The organism is Paenibacillus glucanolyticus (genome assembly GCF_037333485.1).
GTDB classification, from domain to species: domain Bacteria; phylum Bacillota; class Bacilli; order Paenibacillales; family Paenibacillaceae; genus Paenibacillus_AQ; species Paenibacillus_AQ glucanolyticus.
Genome location: NZ_CP147845.1, coordinates 1,130,437 through 1,145,090 on the forward strand (window position 1 = coordinate 1,130,437; position 14,654 = coordinate 1,145,090).

The window sequence follows — 14,654 nt, forward strand, 5'->3', positions numbered from 1 at the left end:
CTGCTGCCGGTGAAGAAAGGGATAAATGAAATCATGCTGAAAAACAAAGTTGTTGTCGTTACAGGAGCATCGAGCGGAATCGGGGCCTTGATCGCGGAGAAACTTTCTGCGGAGGGCGCCCATGTAGTGCTGTGCGCACGTTCAGCAGACCGACTGCAGGAAGTCGGCGAACGGATATCCGGATCTCATGAATTAGCCATAATGGATGTCCGGAATTCCGAGCAGGTTGAGTCCGTCATGAAGGGGATTCAACGTCAGCATGGCAGAATCGATGTGCTGGTCAACAATGCCGGTTATGGCAAGTTTGAAGCCATTATGGATATGCCGGTGGAAGAGTTCCAGGACATGATGGACGTGAATTATATGGGCATTGTGCGGTGCACCCAAGCCGTGCTCCCAGGCATGCTGGAGCGGGGAGGCGGCCAAATCGTCAATATCGCGTCCATGGCTGGGAAGATCGGAACGGCCAAATCGACTTCCTATACGGCTACCAAACATGCTGTGCTGGGATTTAGCAATGCCTTGCGACAGGAGCTGCGTCATACCGGAATTACGGTATCTACCGTCAATCCGGGGCCCATCGATACCCCGTTCTTCTCGTTGGCGGATCCAACAGGCGGGTATGTCAAGAATGTGAGCTGGTTTATGATGAAGGCAGACTATGTTGCGGATCAGGTTGTGAAGCTGGTTAGAAAGCGCAAGGAAGAACTCAATCTTCCAAGGCTTGCTTCATTCGGTATAAGGCTGTATCAGCTATTCCCACGGTTTGCGGACCGTGTGTCGTATAAATGGATGAACAAGAAGTAGCGTGGCTGCTGATTCACAATGCTTCTGTTTCGATAATGATGTCCTGAAGCAGCGACAAGGCCAGTTTTGTTTTTTCTATATCGGATGAGAGCAGTGTAATCACTTGGTCCAATCGATCCTTGTAGTTCGCAGGCTTGAGGAGAAAGGTCTCGATCATGGATACTGCACGCTTCTCGTTGATACAGTATAGCCCGTTTTTGGCGAAGATCACCTGATTCAGGCACGAAATACTGCGGAAGCAGTGACCGGTTACATAAGTGATATCATCGATTAATACTGCTTTTTCCGCAAGCATCAAGGAGAAGGATGCCTCGAAGGTAAAAGAGCCGATCATCGCATCCTTTAATGCTGGTGGATATGGAATCGTTTTGGCTTTCCATGTCTTGATCCGATCATCGGGGTCAGACAGTATCTGGCAGATTGCAACTTCCCCCATATACATAACATTCAGATAAGCGTGTGGATGTCCGGTCTGGTAATGGGCTGATACCATGCCAGTAGAACATTCCTCAATTATGCGTGACACGCGGTGAACATCGCGGAATAAGAAATCCACATGGTAGCCTTCTGACCTTAACCAGCCGCCCCCGTTAACCCAGGCTCCCCATTCTCCCAGGGAAGTGATGATGTTATCACGATGCTCGTCGTCTAATTTCCTGGCTGCCCTGGCTACATCCTCCACCTTGAATCCCTGTGATTCATCATAATAAATGCCAATATCGATGTCGGAGCCCGCTGCGGCGGTGCCTTTGGCCCTTGATCCTCCAAGGACTACACCTGTAATGCCAGGCAGACCCTGCAATTCTGTCGTTATGCGCTGGATTAAATGCTCCAATACTGATTTCATTACGAGACCATCCCCTTTATCGCCATTCTAAAAAGTCTGCTATCTCTATTGTCCGATGTCTTTTATGTATATCTTCGCTTTATGGCCTCTATTCTCTCTAACGTCCATTGGACCGCTTCAGTCGGTGAGATGATGGTTGCTTCCTCTCCCAGCCGCCAAACATAGTCCGAGTAGAACGCAATGTCTGCGGCCGGAATTTCAATTTCAACCGATCCACTGCCGTCCTTGTTCTTGTGGATAAAGGGACCGAGCCGTGTATCCGTTTCGAGCTGCCAAACTCCTTTGGAAGTTAATTGTACCTTGAACTCTTTCATTTCCCAACCACTGGTTACCGGTTTGTCCTTCAGCGTCTTGACGGCGATGTCCTCGCGGATGGCGATGGACTTATTCAGGCTGGCAGCCGTCATCCGATCAACTCTGAATTGCCTGATGTCATCTTGTGTGAAGCAGTATGCCGGACAATACCAGTAGCCCGAGCTTGCATACAGGCCGATCGGTTGTATATCCCGCTGGCTGCTTCCGGTTGATGAGCGGTAGTGGACGGTAACGACTTGCCGAACCATTACAGCTTGCATAAGCGTCTGGAGAATGTTGGCTGACATCGGCCGGAACGCATTGTGAATCATGACGCGGTATTTAAGGCGATCGATCTGTTCCTTGATGTCTGCGGGCAAGTAATGATAGAACTTGTGAATTGCCGCGGCTGCCCCGTCACCGAACGGTAACGAACTGAAGTCGTTCAGGGATTGGCAGGCAAAAAAGATCGCGATCGCTTCGCTTTCCGTGAAACTGATCGGCGGCAGCATCCGCTCCTGCAGCAATCGGTAACCGCCGCCCCGCCCTTGCACGGAATAGATCGGCACGCCGAGAACGCACAGCTCATCCAGATCTCTGGACAAGGTTCTGACGGAGAGACCAAATTCGTCGGCCAACTCTTTAACGGTAAACGTTTTTTTTGCGTTGATCATCATCATTAATTGAATCAGACGCTGGGATTTCTGCATGGCACGCCTCGTCTCATCATTTTTTATTTATTTTATCTTATTCCTTAAATAAGACAATATCTGTCTTATTTAGTTGATACGATATCACCAGAAGATGGATTTCATGATAAACCGGGAACATGACAAGTCATTGGAAGGGAGTCATAAAGGATGAAACAAGAAATGTCTCAAGAGCTTGGATTTGTGTTTGTGCATGGTGCAGGGTTGAACGGAGGGGTTTGGAATTCGGTTGTAGATGAGCTGGGCCATCCGTATTTGGAGGTCGATTACCCTATGCGAAGCGGGTCAGCAGCACCGGGACATCATCTAAAGCTTGAGGATTACGTAACTCATATGACGGAACAGGTGAGAGGGTGGAAGACGGACAAGTTTGTAATCGTGGCTCATTCTCTGGGTGGAGTGTTTGCTCTGGAGATGGCTGCTCAATTATCCGATCGTGCTGTAGGATTCGTGGCAATCGGTGCCGCCATTCCTAGGCGCGGCAGGTCGTTTGTTTCGATTCTTCCGTTTCCCCAGAGAGTGATCATGCCATGGGTTCTAAGAATGGCCGGGACGAAGCCGCCGGAATTCGCAATCCGTAAAGGGCTATGCAGTGACCTGCCGGTGGAGCATGCCTCCCGCATAGCAGCAGCGTTTGTTCCAGAGTCACGCCGAGTCTATACGGATCGGATTCAAGTGGCTGTTCCCGATATACCCAAGCTTTATGTGAAGCTTACCCGAGATAAGGAGTTTGGAGGATCCACACAGGATACCATGATAGCCAATCTGTCCCCGGATGGGGTAGAGAGTCTGGACACCGGGCATTTGCCGATGTTGAGTAATCCCGGTGGAGTCCGGCGGATTCTGAAAAGCTTCGCCGCTCAAGTGAATGCACGCCACTCGTCTATGATCTCATCATAATTTGATCCCGTCTTGGACCGACGGATATCGTCTTGATAGGAACTCCAATCGACGATTCAACAAACTGCACATATTGCTGCGCGGCTTCAGGGAGCTCTTCAAACGATCGGATGTCCGACAGGTCACACTTCCAGCCTTTGAGCGTCCTCAGGACGGGTCTCGCGGATTGCAGATCGGCCGTGACAGGAAAATGATCCAGAATGCTTCCGTCCTCTAATTCGTAACCAACGCATACTGGAATGTCATCCAGGTATCCCAGAACGTCCAGATTGGTCAGTACGGCCTCCGTAGCGCCCTGTACCATACACCCATAGCGTGTGGCTACCGTATCAAACCACCCCATTCGTCTGGGCCGGCCGGTCGTTGCGCCGTATTCCCCGGCATCTCCACCGCGGCGCCGGAGCTCGTCGGCTTCATCTCCGTGGAGTTCGGTCACGAAAGGACCCGCTCCGACACAGCTTGAATAAGCCTTCACCACAGCGATGACATTGCTGATGGCGTACGGCGGGAGCCCGGCACCTACTGGTGCATAACCTGCCAGAGTAGATGAGGAGGTAGAGAACGGATATATCCCGTGATCCGGGTCGCGCAGTGCTCCTAATTGGCCTTCAACCAGGATGGGATCGCCTTTGATATAAGCCTGCTGCAGCATCGTGGTGGTGTCTTTTATATAAGAAGTTAAGTATTGGAAAGGCTCGAGAAGCTGATCGACCATTTCATCCACGCTTAGCGGATCTCTGCCGTAAAGGTGCTGAAGCTGTACATTCTTGATATCCAGCAGCTGCTGGAGTCGCACACGAAGTCGATGGGGATGGAACAGATCAGCGACCTGTATCCCGAGCTTAGCATATTTATCCGCATAGAATGGAGCAATTCCTCGTTTGGTAGAACCGAATCCCCGGGCACCGAGTCGTTCTTCCTCCAGCTCATCCAGCAGCCGATGAATGGGCAGGACGACTTGGGCACGTTCGGATATAAACAGATTGGGCTTTGGAACATTCCTAGCTTCCAACTCTTGCAGCTCCTTCAGTAATACATCCATATCCAGAGCCGTCCCTGGACCGATAATATTCGTTATATTCGGATAGAACACACCGGATGGCAGCATGTGCAGTGAAAACTTCCCGTAATCGTTAATAATGGTGTGGCCGGCATTGCTGCCCCCTTGAAATCGAACGACATACGAAGATTGTGCCGCAAGAACATCCGTCATTTTACCCTTACCTTCGTCTCCCCAATTAGCACCTACAATGGCTGTGACTGTCAAACTGTTCGCCTCCTGCGATCATTTTCTTTTACTGGCTCATTATAATTGGTTGTTACAATATAAATAAAATTGATATTAATAATGTTAGACATTAGTTTAAGTTATGTTATACGATTCTGTGGTGAAGGATACTTCGATGCCGGATGAATTCCGGTCCGGCTGTCATGGATCCGGTTCACGTTATCATTTGACAAAATCGAGGTTATCATTATGGAAATCAATATGGAGTGGTACCGGGTCTTTTACTGGACATCCCGGCTCGGCAGTTTATCCAAGGCAGCGGAGCATCTGCATATCACCCAGCCGGCTGTCAGCCATACGATTAAGCATTTGGAAGGAACGCTCGGAGGACCGTTATTCTTTCGAACGACCAAGGGAGTGAAGCTTACATCGGAGGGGGCTGTGTTATTCCGCTACATCGAGCAGGCATTCAGTTTCATTGAAATCGGCGAGAAGGCAATTGGGGACATGCATAATTTGCACAGCGGCGAAATCAATATCGGTGCCAGTGATACCTTGTGCAAGTATTACTTGCTGCCGCATTTGGAACATTTCCATGCTGCTTATCCGGATATCCGCATCCGCATTACCAATCGCACAACACCGGAAACCTTAGTCCTTCTAAAAGAAGGGAAGATTGATTTCGGCATCGTTCATTTACCGGCCTCCGACAAACAAATCGACTTTCGGGCCAGCTCACCGATTCAGGATTGTCTGGTTGCCGGCAAGCCGTTTGCGGAGCGGGCTAATATCCATAACCCTTTACCCCTTCCCGGTATTCAGGACTTCCCGCTGCTCATGCTGGAGGGGGGAGGGAGCACGAGAAGATATATCGACCAGTATGCGGCGCAGCAAGGTGTGACATTGAAGCCCGAGTTTGAGCTTGGCAGCATTGAGTTGCTTGTGCAGTTTGCACGGAGCGGCTTCGGACTTGCCTTTATTATTCGTGACTATGCTTCTGAAGAATTTCGAACGGGTCAGTTAGTGGAGGTTCCCCTTCATCCGCCGATTCCTGAGCGGAGCATCGGCATTGCAACGCTTCGCGGAATTCCGCTGTCCGCTGCAGCAAAATCATTTCTCTCCTTACTGCCTTAGCTGTCTATAAGAATAAGACAAATCTTGAGTTATCCATAAATAATGGGATATTCGCACGTATTCCTCATGTTCTATTTGGTGAGGACTCCTGTTTTGGCATATAATGATAAAGAGCGAACAAGGCTTGTGAAGAAATACGCCTGCTGCACCACTTGTAAAGCAACAAAACGGAAATTAACGGAAGTTTTTCTAGCGATATCAGGCAGACGCGCTTTGGAATATATAGACTTCTGATATCTAAAAAAAGGATGGACTAACATATGACTTCGACTACATTTCATACATTAGGAATAACAGAGGATTTGTCCTCCAGACTTGCGGAGTTCGGCATCGTTACGCCTTCTCCCGTTCAGGCTGAAGCTATCCCGCCCATACTGGAAGGCAAGGATGTGCTTGCGACTTCCCAGACAGGCACAGGAAAGACACTGGCATATCTGCTGCCCGTGCTTCAGAGCATCGATCCGGAGATCAAGGGAGCACAGAAACTGATCCTTGCTCCGACACAGGAACTTGCTGTTCAGATTGTCAGAGAGAGTGAGCGTTACGGGGAGACCCGTGGAATCGGTGTGCTCGGATTAATCGGCGGGGCCGCGGCCAAGCGCCAAATCGAGAAGTTGAAGTCGCATCCGCAGCTGATTGTCGGGACACCGGGGCGAGTACGTGAACTGATCGAAATCCGGAAACTCAAGATGCACCAAGTGACCACTATTGTGGTTGACGAGGTGGATCAGGTGTTCAATCTCGGCGGTGCCGGCGATGTTGACCGCATTCTGCGCAGTGCGCTTCGCGACCGCCAATTGGTATTCTTATCCGCCACGGTGAGCCCGGAGACAGCGGAGCTTGTCAAGAAGGAGATGGACCAGCCGGTTGAGATCGGGATCGATCCGGAGCAGCGGACACCGTCTGCGCTGGAGCATTATTATTTTGTGACGGAAGAGCGTGACAAGTTGGACATGCTGCGCAGAGTGGTGCGGCATTACAACCCCGACCGGGCTATTGTTTTCGTGAATGCCACCGAGGATTTGGCAGAAGTCGAGGCGAAGCTGAACTATCTGGGATTAAATGCAGCTGCCATATACGGAGATGCGGACAAGATGACAAGAAGCCGCGTTCTGAATGCGTTTAGAGAAGGGCGGACCAAACTTCTTGTAGCTAGTGACGTTGCGGCCAGGGGGCTTGATATTGAAGGGCTCGGGATGGTGATCAACTACGATCCGCCCATCGATGCGGAGCATTATACCCACCGTGCCGGTCGTACAGGGCGTATGGGGCGAAGCGGCATGGCGATTACGCTTGTCACGGACCGTCAGACGTTCATTATGCGCAAGTTCAATCGTGAGCTTGGCATTTCGATTGAAGAGCGCGCACTCTATGGCGGCAAGGTAAGAACTCCGCGTTCAGCGCCTCCGGACCGGAGAAGCGGCGCCCGTGGGCCAGCAGGGGGAACCGCCCGTAAAGATAAGCCAGCCGGCAAGCCGGCTTCCATAAGTGCGCAAGGAAAAGCGGGAGGCGGAAAGGCATCCGGTGAACGGCAAAGCGAGCGGGAGCGCGACCGCAAGAACAAGGGTGCTCCAAAATGGCTGAAGAATAAGCCTCCACGGGGCTAACGGTTCGCATTTTCCATCAGCTTAAAGTGTGTATCCTATTCGAATTTGTTGTTTACGGGGTCCGGACGGTTTTCAACCGAGGAAGAAGTAAGCCAGTAGGGACCGGACTCTTTAGAATAAGAGGTGATTGATAATGAGTGAACAGCCGGTATTGTCTGTTCAAGGATTAAGTGGTGGGTATAGCATCAACCGCCCGGTTCTGCATGATGTAACCTTTCAGGTTGAACCAGGCGAGATGGTAGGGTTGATTGGTCTGAACGGTGCGGGCAAGAGTACCACGATGAAGCATATTCTGGGACTGATGAATCCCCAAAAGGGAAATATAGAGGTTCAGGGCAAACGCCGGGCGGAGCATTCAGAGGCCTATCACAGCGCATTGGCGTTTGTTCCCGAATCCCCTCTTCTGTATGAGGAAATGACCGTGCGCGAGCATTTGGAATTTACCGCGCGTTCTTACGGCGTATCCCGCGAAGATTATGAGGCGCGATCGGAGCAGCTGTCGAAGATGTTCCGCATGGAAGAGAAAATGGACAGCTTGTCCACCCATTTATCCAAAGGCATGCGTCAAAAAGTGATGATTATGTGCGCGTTCGTGGCCAGACCGTCCTTGTATATCATTGACGAGCCCTTTCTGGGGCTTGATCCGCTAGGGATACGCTCCCTGCTTGATTTTATGCTGGAGTTGAAGGCATCCGGCGCTTCCGTATTGCTCAGCTCGCACATTCTCTCCACGATCGAGAATTATTGCGACCGGTTCATTGTGCTGCACCGCGGCAGCATTATTGCTCAGGGGACGCTGAAAGAAATCCAGGATCAAACCGGAAGACCGGGAATGTCCCTGGAAGAGCTGTTTAACGTGTTGATTCAGGATGGTAACAACGAATGAATCTGCGTGAGCTGTATGTCAAACGACGCGGACAGTTCTGGGGCGAGATTCTTCCCTATCTGGGTTATGTCATACAGAGCGGCGTAGCAGTGGTATTTCTCTTCCTGCTTATCGCATTCGCAGCCTGGTATACCGCCCTTCTGCAGCAAGTACCGCCAGATCTTCCGATACGCTGGATCATGCTGGTCATACTTGTGCCCATCATGATAAACAGCAGCATCCGCACGTATCTTCGTACTGCGGATACGGTGTTCCTCATTCCACAGGAATCTCGGATGAAGGAATACTTCCGGAAGGGCTGGTTCAGCGGAGTCATTTATAAAATCATCGGCTTAGGCTTAGTCATGCTGATCCTGTGGCCATTGTACATACGCAGCGATATTTCGCCCAAACCGCTTTTGGCTACATTTGCGGTCCTGATTGCCTTTAAATTGCTGTCCAGTTATGGAAGCTGGAAAGAGCAGCTTATGGTTTCTAGGAATGCTGCAGCCGCCTATCGGGTGCTTCGCTGGATCGTTCCCGCGCTAGCCGCAGCCGCCTGGCTATGGCATCCAGCAGGCCGGGCGTTCATATTTATGGGGCTGCTCGCTCTAACCTATGCTGCCGCCTTGTCCGTACCTGCGAGGCATCTGGTAGCCTGGGAGCGATTAATTGCGGTGGAGCAGAGGCAGGCAAGCCGGGTGATGATGGTCCTGAGCTGGTTTGTGAATGTGCCTCAGCGTGGACAGCGCGTGCATGCGCGAAAATGGCTGTCCGGGTGGGGGAAGGGGCTTGCTTGGAAGAAGGAGAGCGCATATCGCTTTCTTCTTATCAAGAGCCTCTCACGCAGCGATATTCTGGGCATATTGATTCGGGTCGGATTGCTTGCGGCTTTTCTTGTATGGATAACCCGCGATAGTCTGTCATCTGTGCTGGTGTATCTGATTAGCCTTATGATTATCGGACTCCAGCTGTCCGCACTGCGAAAACTTCATCCTGAATCGTTCTGGCTGCATGTATACCCGCTTCCGGAGGGAACGCGCCGCGACAATGAAGGGAAGCTGATCTTCCAGGTGCAAATGTTCTGGGCTGTGCTCCTGTGGCTTCCGCTCATTCCGAGTATCTTCAGCGCTCCAGGCCGGATCCTCGGTACGGCAGCTGCAGGCATCGTGTTGGTATTCCTGTTCCGAAGCGCAGCTGCACGAAAAAATCGCCGCGAGGACGAAGATGACGAATAGACATAGAAGAGGCCGAGACGTTGACGTCTCGGCCTTCTATGGGTGAGGATATAGTATAAGTTATTGCTGCAGAAATCGCAGTGCTTTCTCGCGTGAAGACTTGCGATTTCTGTACGCTGTTATCTAGATGTCATTACACCCAGAAAGAGCGAGTGATGATAACGAGCAGGATAAAGAGAACCAGAATTGCTCCGACTCCGTATCCACCGCCGTATCCGCCACATCTTGCTTCTTCTACTACTCCACTCATGTTCATTCCCCTTTCGGTTCGTTGATTTGTAGTACACGGTATTGTATGTAGCAAAGGAGCTATGTGTATGGGCGAGCGCTTATTTACGAATATAGAAATTATAAGCTCTCTGCGAAGCTGAATAAATGCGATAATTCCATGAAAAACGTTTCCTTCAGCCGAGGGATGTCTTCTTGGTCATGGTAAGTTGATGCATTCTTCTTATGGCTGAAGGACAAATAAAGACCGGGAGGAATCCCGGTCTTTATTAGGTATGATGGATTGGCCATGTGATCTCCAAACGTTTAATTTAAGCCTGCTGCAGGTCCTGAATCCCTCTGTAAACCAGATCAAACAGATCCTCCAAGTACTCTTCATCGATACAGGAGAACGCAATTCGGAGATCATGCTCTCCGAGGGCGATCGTTCCCACGCCGTACTCATGGATCAGATGGGAGCGCAGCGCTTCCGCGGATACCGTGTTCAGCTTGAGGCACATGAAATAGCCGGAATTGAATGGATAATACTCCCATACGTCACCATACTTACCGCTGTCGAGAATGGATTTCACTTTGTTGGCGCGGCCCTTCATAATGACAAATTTCTCTTCCTTCTGCTCGTGGAATTCAGGTGCCTTCAGCGCTTCCAGAACAAAGGTTTGCGAAGGATGCGAGGCGCTGGAAATCGTCGCGCGGATAATGCCGAGGGTCTTCTGTTCCAGTGCGTCCAGTACGTCTTTATCGTCAGCCGCGAACGTTATGAAGCCCACGCGGAATCCCCACACAAATTCTTCCTTGGTTGCACCGTCCACTTTAACGGGGAGCACCCGAGGATGAAGGCCAGCCAGACGGCCGAAGAGTGATTCCTTCAGCGAATCCTCAAAGAACAATCCGAAATACGCGTCATCCGTAACAACAACAACGTTAATGCCGGCTTCGGCAGCTTCCTGGATCGCGGAAACAATGGCAGCCCCTTCTTGGGCGCCAGGCGTATACCCTGTCGGGTTGTTCGGGAAGTTGAGCAGAACGACAGCTTTGCCTTTATCCTTCTGGCTCAGCAGAGCCTGCCGAAGTCCTTCGGCGTTGAATTTCATATCTTCAGTGAAGAGAGGATAGGTTACATGAACGCCATGGCGGCGAATGCCAAATGTGAGCTCGTAGTTCTCCCAATTCTTGTCCGGATAAATAACGGCATCCCCTTCATCCACAAACAGATCCGCTACAATGCTAAGTCCGTGCGTCAGGGCATTGGTCACAATCGGATTGCTGAAGTTCTTGCCTTCCAGGGAGGGATTCTCCTGAATCATTTTGCTTCGCCATACGGAGCGCAGCTCCGGCTTGCCTGCCGGCGGGGCATACGGGTACAGATCCTTCGGCTGGTAAGCCGAAAGTTTGTCTTGGATGACGCCAAGATGCATCGGGATTCCACCTTCGGTGGCAATACCGATCGTCGCGTTATATTTTTTCGCATGACTCGTTGCTTCCGCAGATTGGCTCAGGATGCCTTCCTTCGGGAAGTAAATTTCTTTGCCGAGTGTGGAGAGCATGTCGTATACATGCGGATTGCCAGCTTGCATTTTTTCATTCAATTGACCAACCAATGGGTTCATGAACTGATTCCTTCCTTCCGATTGCTTTTGGTTAACGTGAGAGCAGATGACGTGTTACCTTTACGTTTTCATTGCCTAACATTATACCACCTACCCCTGGAACCGTCACGGATAAATGTAATGCTTTAACGCGGTACAGGATGATACTTGCACATAAGTTCCGCGGTCTCCTCATCCCGGTGTTTTCCCCGGCACTCAAGCTCCTCTACGACCGAGTTCAGCCGTTCCGGCTTCAGGTTCTGACCGAACTTGAATTTGGCACTCATTCGCTGCGGAGCAAGTTTAATGACGGCTACCCCTTTTAGTCTGGGAATATAAGCCCGGTCGCTTGCATCGATGGTGCGGTACCCGCCCTCAGGCTGCAGCTTTTTCATTAAAGCCTCCATCGCAAGTGCTTTCTCCTCCAGATCATCGACGAGGATCACCTCTCCGACAGCCGTTACACTTTTGAAAAAAGCCGTGGCCGGGCATGCCATCTCCGGATCGGAGAAATAAGAAGGGATGAGGGCATATTCGTCGGCAACGGTAAAACAGACCGCTGGCGTTCGGCGCAGATGCTCCATTTTCTCACCCATTCGGCTGCCGTGGAAATAAAATGCACCGTTGACATAGGCGAAGTTCAAGGGGGTGACGCGAGGGATTCCCGCCTCATCCGTCGTTCCAAGGAAACCAAAACTCATGCCATTCAGGAAATCCTCGACCTCATGTGGGTCTTTCATCGCAAATTCGTCTCTTCTCATGATTAAACTCTCCCTCTATCATTTTGAATAACAGCATACGATGAACATTGACAAGGAAAAAGCGCCAATTTAGAGTAATTTATATAGTCCAATCTTACGAAGGTTAGAGGAGTAGGTAACATGGAGCTGGGATTGCCTTTCGAAACGTATGTGGAACAATATCGATATAAATATTTGGCTTTATATCACGCCATTCGTACTGCGATACACAGCGGCAAGCTGCCGGAAGGAACCCGTCTTCCTGCAACCCGGGAGCTGGCGAAGCTGTACGGGGTGTCCAGAGGATCAGCCGCACAAAGTTATGACATGCTCATGGCAGAAGGGTATGTTGTATCCAGACCGGGCAGTGGAACCTATGTGGCTAAGGGGATTGCTATGATAGACCAGCCGCCGGCGGCAGATCGCGCACCCGTTCTCTCGGCTTGGGGTCAGCGATTAATGGAGAAGAGCGGGGAATATGCCTCTGCTCTCATGTCGATTCAAGAGCCTCCCCTAGGTACGATCTCATTCGCGAATGCAAGGATGCCCATTCAAGATTTTCCGTATTCGGAATGGAGGAGTGCCCTGTCCTACGCGGGCGGAAGCGGAGGAACGCAGCTCCAGAGCGGAGCGCCGCCCGAGGGAGATACGGAATTGCGTCAGGCGATTGCCGGGCACTTGCGCTTTACAAGAGGAATCCAGGTCGATCCCGAGCATATTGTCATCTTCAGCGGATCGATGCAGGGGCTTGTTCTGTTATTTCAACTGCTTGTGGATCCTGGTGATCATGTGGTCATGGAAGATCCGGGATATCAGGGAATCCACCGGGGTGTAAGCCTTAGCGGCGGAATCCCGCTGCCCTCCCCGGTTGACGAGGCCGGACTGATTCCGCGTGATTGGGATGCCGGGCTGCTGGTCGTAAGCCCCAGCCGTCAGTACCCGACAGGTGCTGTGCTGCCGCTGGAGCGGAGAAGGGCTTTGCTCAATTGGGCGAGAAGCCGTCAAGCCTTTATCATTGAGGATGATTATGACAGTGAATTCCGCTGGGGCGGCAAGCCTATCGAGCCCTTGAAAATGCTGGATGACGAGGGACGTGTCATCTTTGTCGGTTCCTTCTCCAAAACGATGTTTACCGGGCTTCGCATCGGTTATGCTGTACTGCCCCCAAGCCTGGTAGAGACGGTCGTGCAGGCCAAGGCTCTGTACGAGCCGATCTCGCCTGCCGTACTGGAGCAGCGTGCGCTTGCGCGTTTTATTGTAAGAGGTGGCTATGGACGGCATCTAAGAAGGATGACGAGGCTGTACGGTGCGCGGTACGAGGCGCTTCACCAAGCGATGGATGCTTATGCCTCCGATCTGTTCTGCCTGCACTCCGGTGATGCAGGTCTGCACGTGTACGCGAACTGGCTGCGATCGGGGGAAGAGTATGCGGCGCTGCGGGATGCAGCCCGTAATCGAGGGGTTATGTTTCGGGATGCTGCGGTCTATCACCTCACGCCTGGACCGCCTGCCGCCTGCTTTGGCTTCTCGCATTTAGATGCTTCTATGATTGAGGAAGGGGTTAGACGAATAGCCTTGGCATGGCTGGACATGCAAAAAACTTAAAAACCGGGTATGATGGAAAAGAGATAATTTTCAAGAAATGAGATGAGGGGGTAATGACGTGATGCTGAATGCATCGCCGTCTTCTTTTATAATCATGCCTGCGCTTGCCAAAATCGTCTGTGAGCCGGGCTGGAAATGGCAGAAACGCGAAAGACCCATGCAGAACTATGATTTGTTCTATGTATGGAGCGGGGAAGGCACAGTCGAGGTGAATGACGAGCCTTTTACCGTGGGAAAAGGAAGCTGCTTCCTGTTCCGACCTGGAGATCATACGAGTGCAACGCATAATCCGCAGAAGCCGCTCGTATTGACATATATCCATTTTGACGTGACCGATCCGGTCCAAGACATCCCTGCGCCGTATCGCCAGCTGACGGAAACGATGGATTTTGAATACTTGCTGGCACGATACGTGCGATTGTATCTGGACAAGCCTTACGGGGCATTGGAGGAGGGTCAGCTGATTCTCAAGCAGCTGATGATTCATCTACTGCGTGTGGACCTGGATGAGCCCGTTGTCAAAAAAGCGAGCAATCAGCTGTCAGAGGCGATCCATGAAATCGCGAATTACGTCCGTCAGCACCCGGGGGTTCCCCATCGGGTAGAGGATTTGGCGGCGAGAGCGGGTTTGTCCCCCCGCTACTTCTCGATCAAGTTCAAGGAACTGATCGGTACGCCGGTGCAATCCTACATCATTCAGATGCGGATCGAGCGGGCACAGCATCTGCTGCTGCATCAAGGGATGAATGTCACGGAAGTAGCCGACGCGCTGGGCTATCGGGACATTTTCTTCTTCAGCCGTCAATTTAAACAGTATACGGGCAAGAGCCCATCCGAAATTCGGTGATTCCCCCACCCTTCC

Annotated in this window: 14 protein-coding genes; 8 read left to right on the top strand and 6 right to left on the bottom strand. The window is 51.3% G+C overall.

The window, feature by feature from the left end:
• The first annotated feature begins 33 nt into the window (after positions 1-33).
• Positions 34-807, top strand: coding sequence for an SDR family NAD(P)-dependent oxidoreductase (locus WDY75_RS05395; RefSeq protein WP_063479691.1), 774 nt, complete (start codon positions 34-36; stop codon positions 805-807).
• A 13-nt stretch (positions 808-820) separates the two neighbouring features.
• Here the strand turns inward: WDY75_RS05395 and WDY75_RS05400 are convergent, their stop codons facing one another.
• Both WDY75_RS05400 and WDY75_RS05405 read right to left on the bottom strand, forming a co-directional pair.
• On the bottom strand, positions 821-1,654 hold the full coding sequence (locus tag WDY75_RS05400) for a nucleotidyltransferase domain-containing protein (RefSeq protein WP_063477729.1): 834 nt from the start codon (positions 1,652-1,654) through the stop codon (positions 821-823).
• A gap of 62 nt (positions 1,655-1,716) precedes the next feature.
• Positions 1,717-2,658, bottom strand: a complete 942-nt coding sequence (locus WDY75_RS05405) for a helix-turn-helix transcriptional regulator (protein WP_063477728.1) — start codon at positions 2,656-2,658, stop codon at positions 1,717-1,719.
• A gap of 150 nt (positions 2,659-2,808) precedes the next feature.
• On the opposite strand from WDY75_RS05405, the gene WDY75_RS05410 reads away from it, so the two are divergent.
• Entirely contained in the window at positions 2,809-3,558 is a 750-nt protein-coding gene (locus tag WDY75_RS05410) for an alpha/beta fold hydrolase (protein WP_063477727.1), read from the top strand.
• Here WDY75_RS05410 and WDY75_RS05415 read toward each other — a convergent pair.
• The gene (locus WDY75_RS05415) at positions 3,542-4,825 is read right to left on the bottom strand and encodes an adenylosuccinate synthase (RefSeq protein ID WP_006212571.1); all 1,284 of its coding nucleotides are present in this window, start codon (positions 4,823-4,825) and stop codon (positions 3,542-3,544) included. The genes WDY75_RS05410 and WDY75_RS05415 overlap by 17 nt on opposite strands.
• A 210-nt stretch (positions 4,826-5,035) precedes the next feature.
• Here WDY75_RS05415 and WDY75_RS05420 point away from each other — a divergent pair, with 210 nt between their 5' ends.
• The 4 genes from WDY75_RS05420 to WDY75_RS05435 all read left to right on the top strand — a co-directional run bounded on the left by WDY75_RS05420 (position 5,036) and on the right by WDY75_RS05435 (position 9,630).
• A complete protein-coding gene (locus WDY75_RS05420; RefSeq protein WP_063477726.1) occupies positions 5,036-5,920 on the top strand; it encodes a LysR family transcriptional regulator in 885 nt (294 codons plus the stop codon).
• Between the two features lie 260 nt (positions 5,921-6,180).
• Positions 6,181-7,527, top strand: a complete 1,347-nt coding sequence (locus WDY75_RS05425; RefSeq protein WP_063477725.1) for a DEAD/DEAH box helicase — start codon at positions 6,181-6,183, stop codon at positions 7,525-7,527.
• Between the two features lie 133 nt (positions 7,528-7,660).
• A complete protein-coding gene (locus WDY75_RS05430) occupies positions 7,661-8,413 on the top strand; it encodes an ABC transporter ATP-binding protein (RefSeq protein WP_036644665.1) in 753 nt (250 codons plus the stop codon).
• Entirely contained in the window at positions 8,410-9,630 is a 1,221-nt protein-coding gene (locus tag WDY75_RS05435) for an ABC transporter permease (protein ID WP_063477724.1), read from the top strand. The genes WDY75_RS05430 and WDY75_RS05435 overlap by 4 nt, the downstream gene beginning before the upstream one ends.
• Before the next feature lie 133 nt (positions 9,631-9,763).
• On the opposite strand, the gene WDY75_RS05440 is transcribed toward WDY75_RS05435, so the two are convergent.
• From WDY75_RS05440 to WDY75_RS05450, 3 genes are all read right to left on the bottom strand, one after another.
• Complete coding sequence (locus WDY75_RS05440) at positions 9,764-9,880, bottom strand: sporulation protein YjcZ (protein ID WP_081742878.1); 117 nt, start codon at positions 9,878-9,880, stop codon at positions 9,764-9,766.
• Positions 9,881-10,169: 289 nt separating this feature from the next.
• Positions 10,170-11,468 carry an aminotransferase class I/II-fold pyridoxal phosphate-dependent enzyme gene (locus WDY75_RS05445; RefSeq protein WP_036644661.1) on the bottom strand — a complete coding sequence of 433 codons (1,299 nt, stop codon included), beginning with the start codon at positions 11,466-11,468 and terminating at the stop codon, positions 10,170-10,172.
• Positions 11,469-11,593: 125 nt separating this feature from the next.
• Entirely contained in the window at positions 11,594-12,208 is a 615-nt protein-coding gene (locus WDY75_RS05450) for a pyridoxamine 5'-phosphate oxidase family protein (RefSeq protein WP_063477723.1), read from the bottom strand.
• A gap of 120 nt (positions 12,209-12,328) precedes the next feature.
• On the opposite strand from WDY75_RS05450, the gene WDY75_RS05455 reads away from it, so the two are divergent.
• On the top strand, positions 12,329-13,792 hold the full coding sequence (locus WDY75_RS05455) for a PLP-dependent aminotransferase family protein (protein ID WP_063477722.1): 1,464 nt from the start codon (positions 12,329-12,331) through the stop codon (positions 13,790-13,792).
• Positions 13,793-13,853: 61 nt separating this feature from the next.
• On the top strand, positions 13,854-14,639 hold the full coding sequence (locus WDY75_RS05460) for a helix-turn-helix domain-containing protein (RefSeq protein ID WP_006212562.1): 786 nt from the start codon (positions 13,854-13,856) through the stop codon (positions 14,637-14,639).
• Positions 14,640-14,654 lie beyond the last annotated feature (15 nt).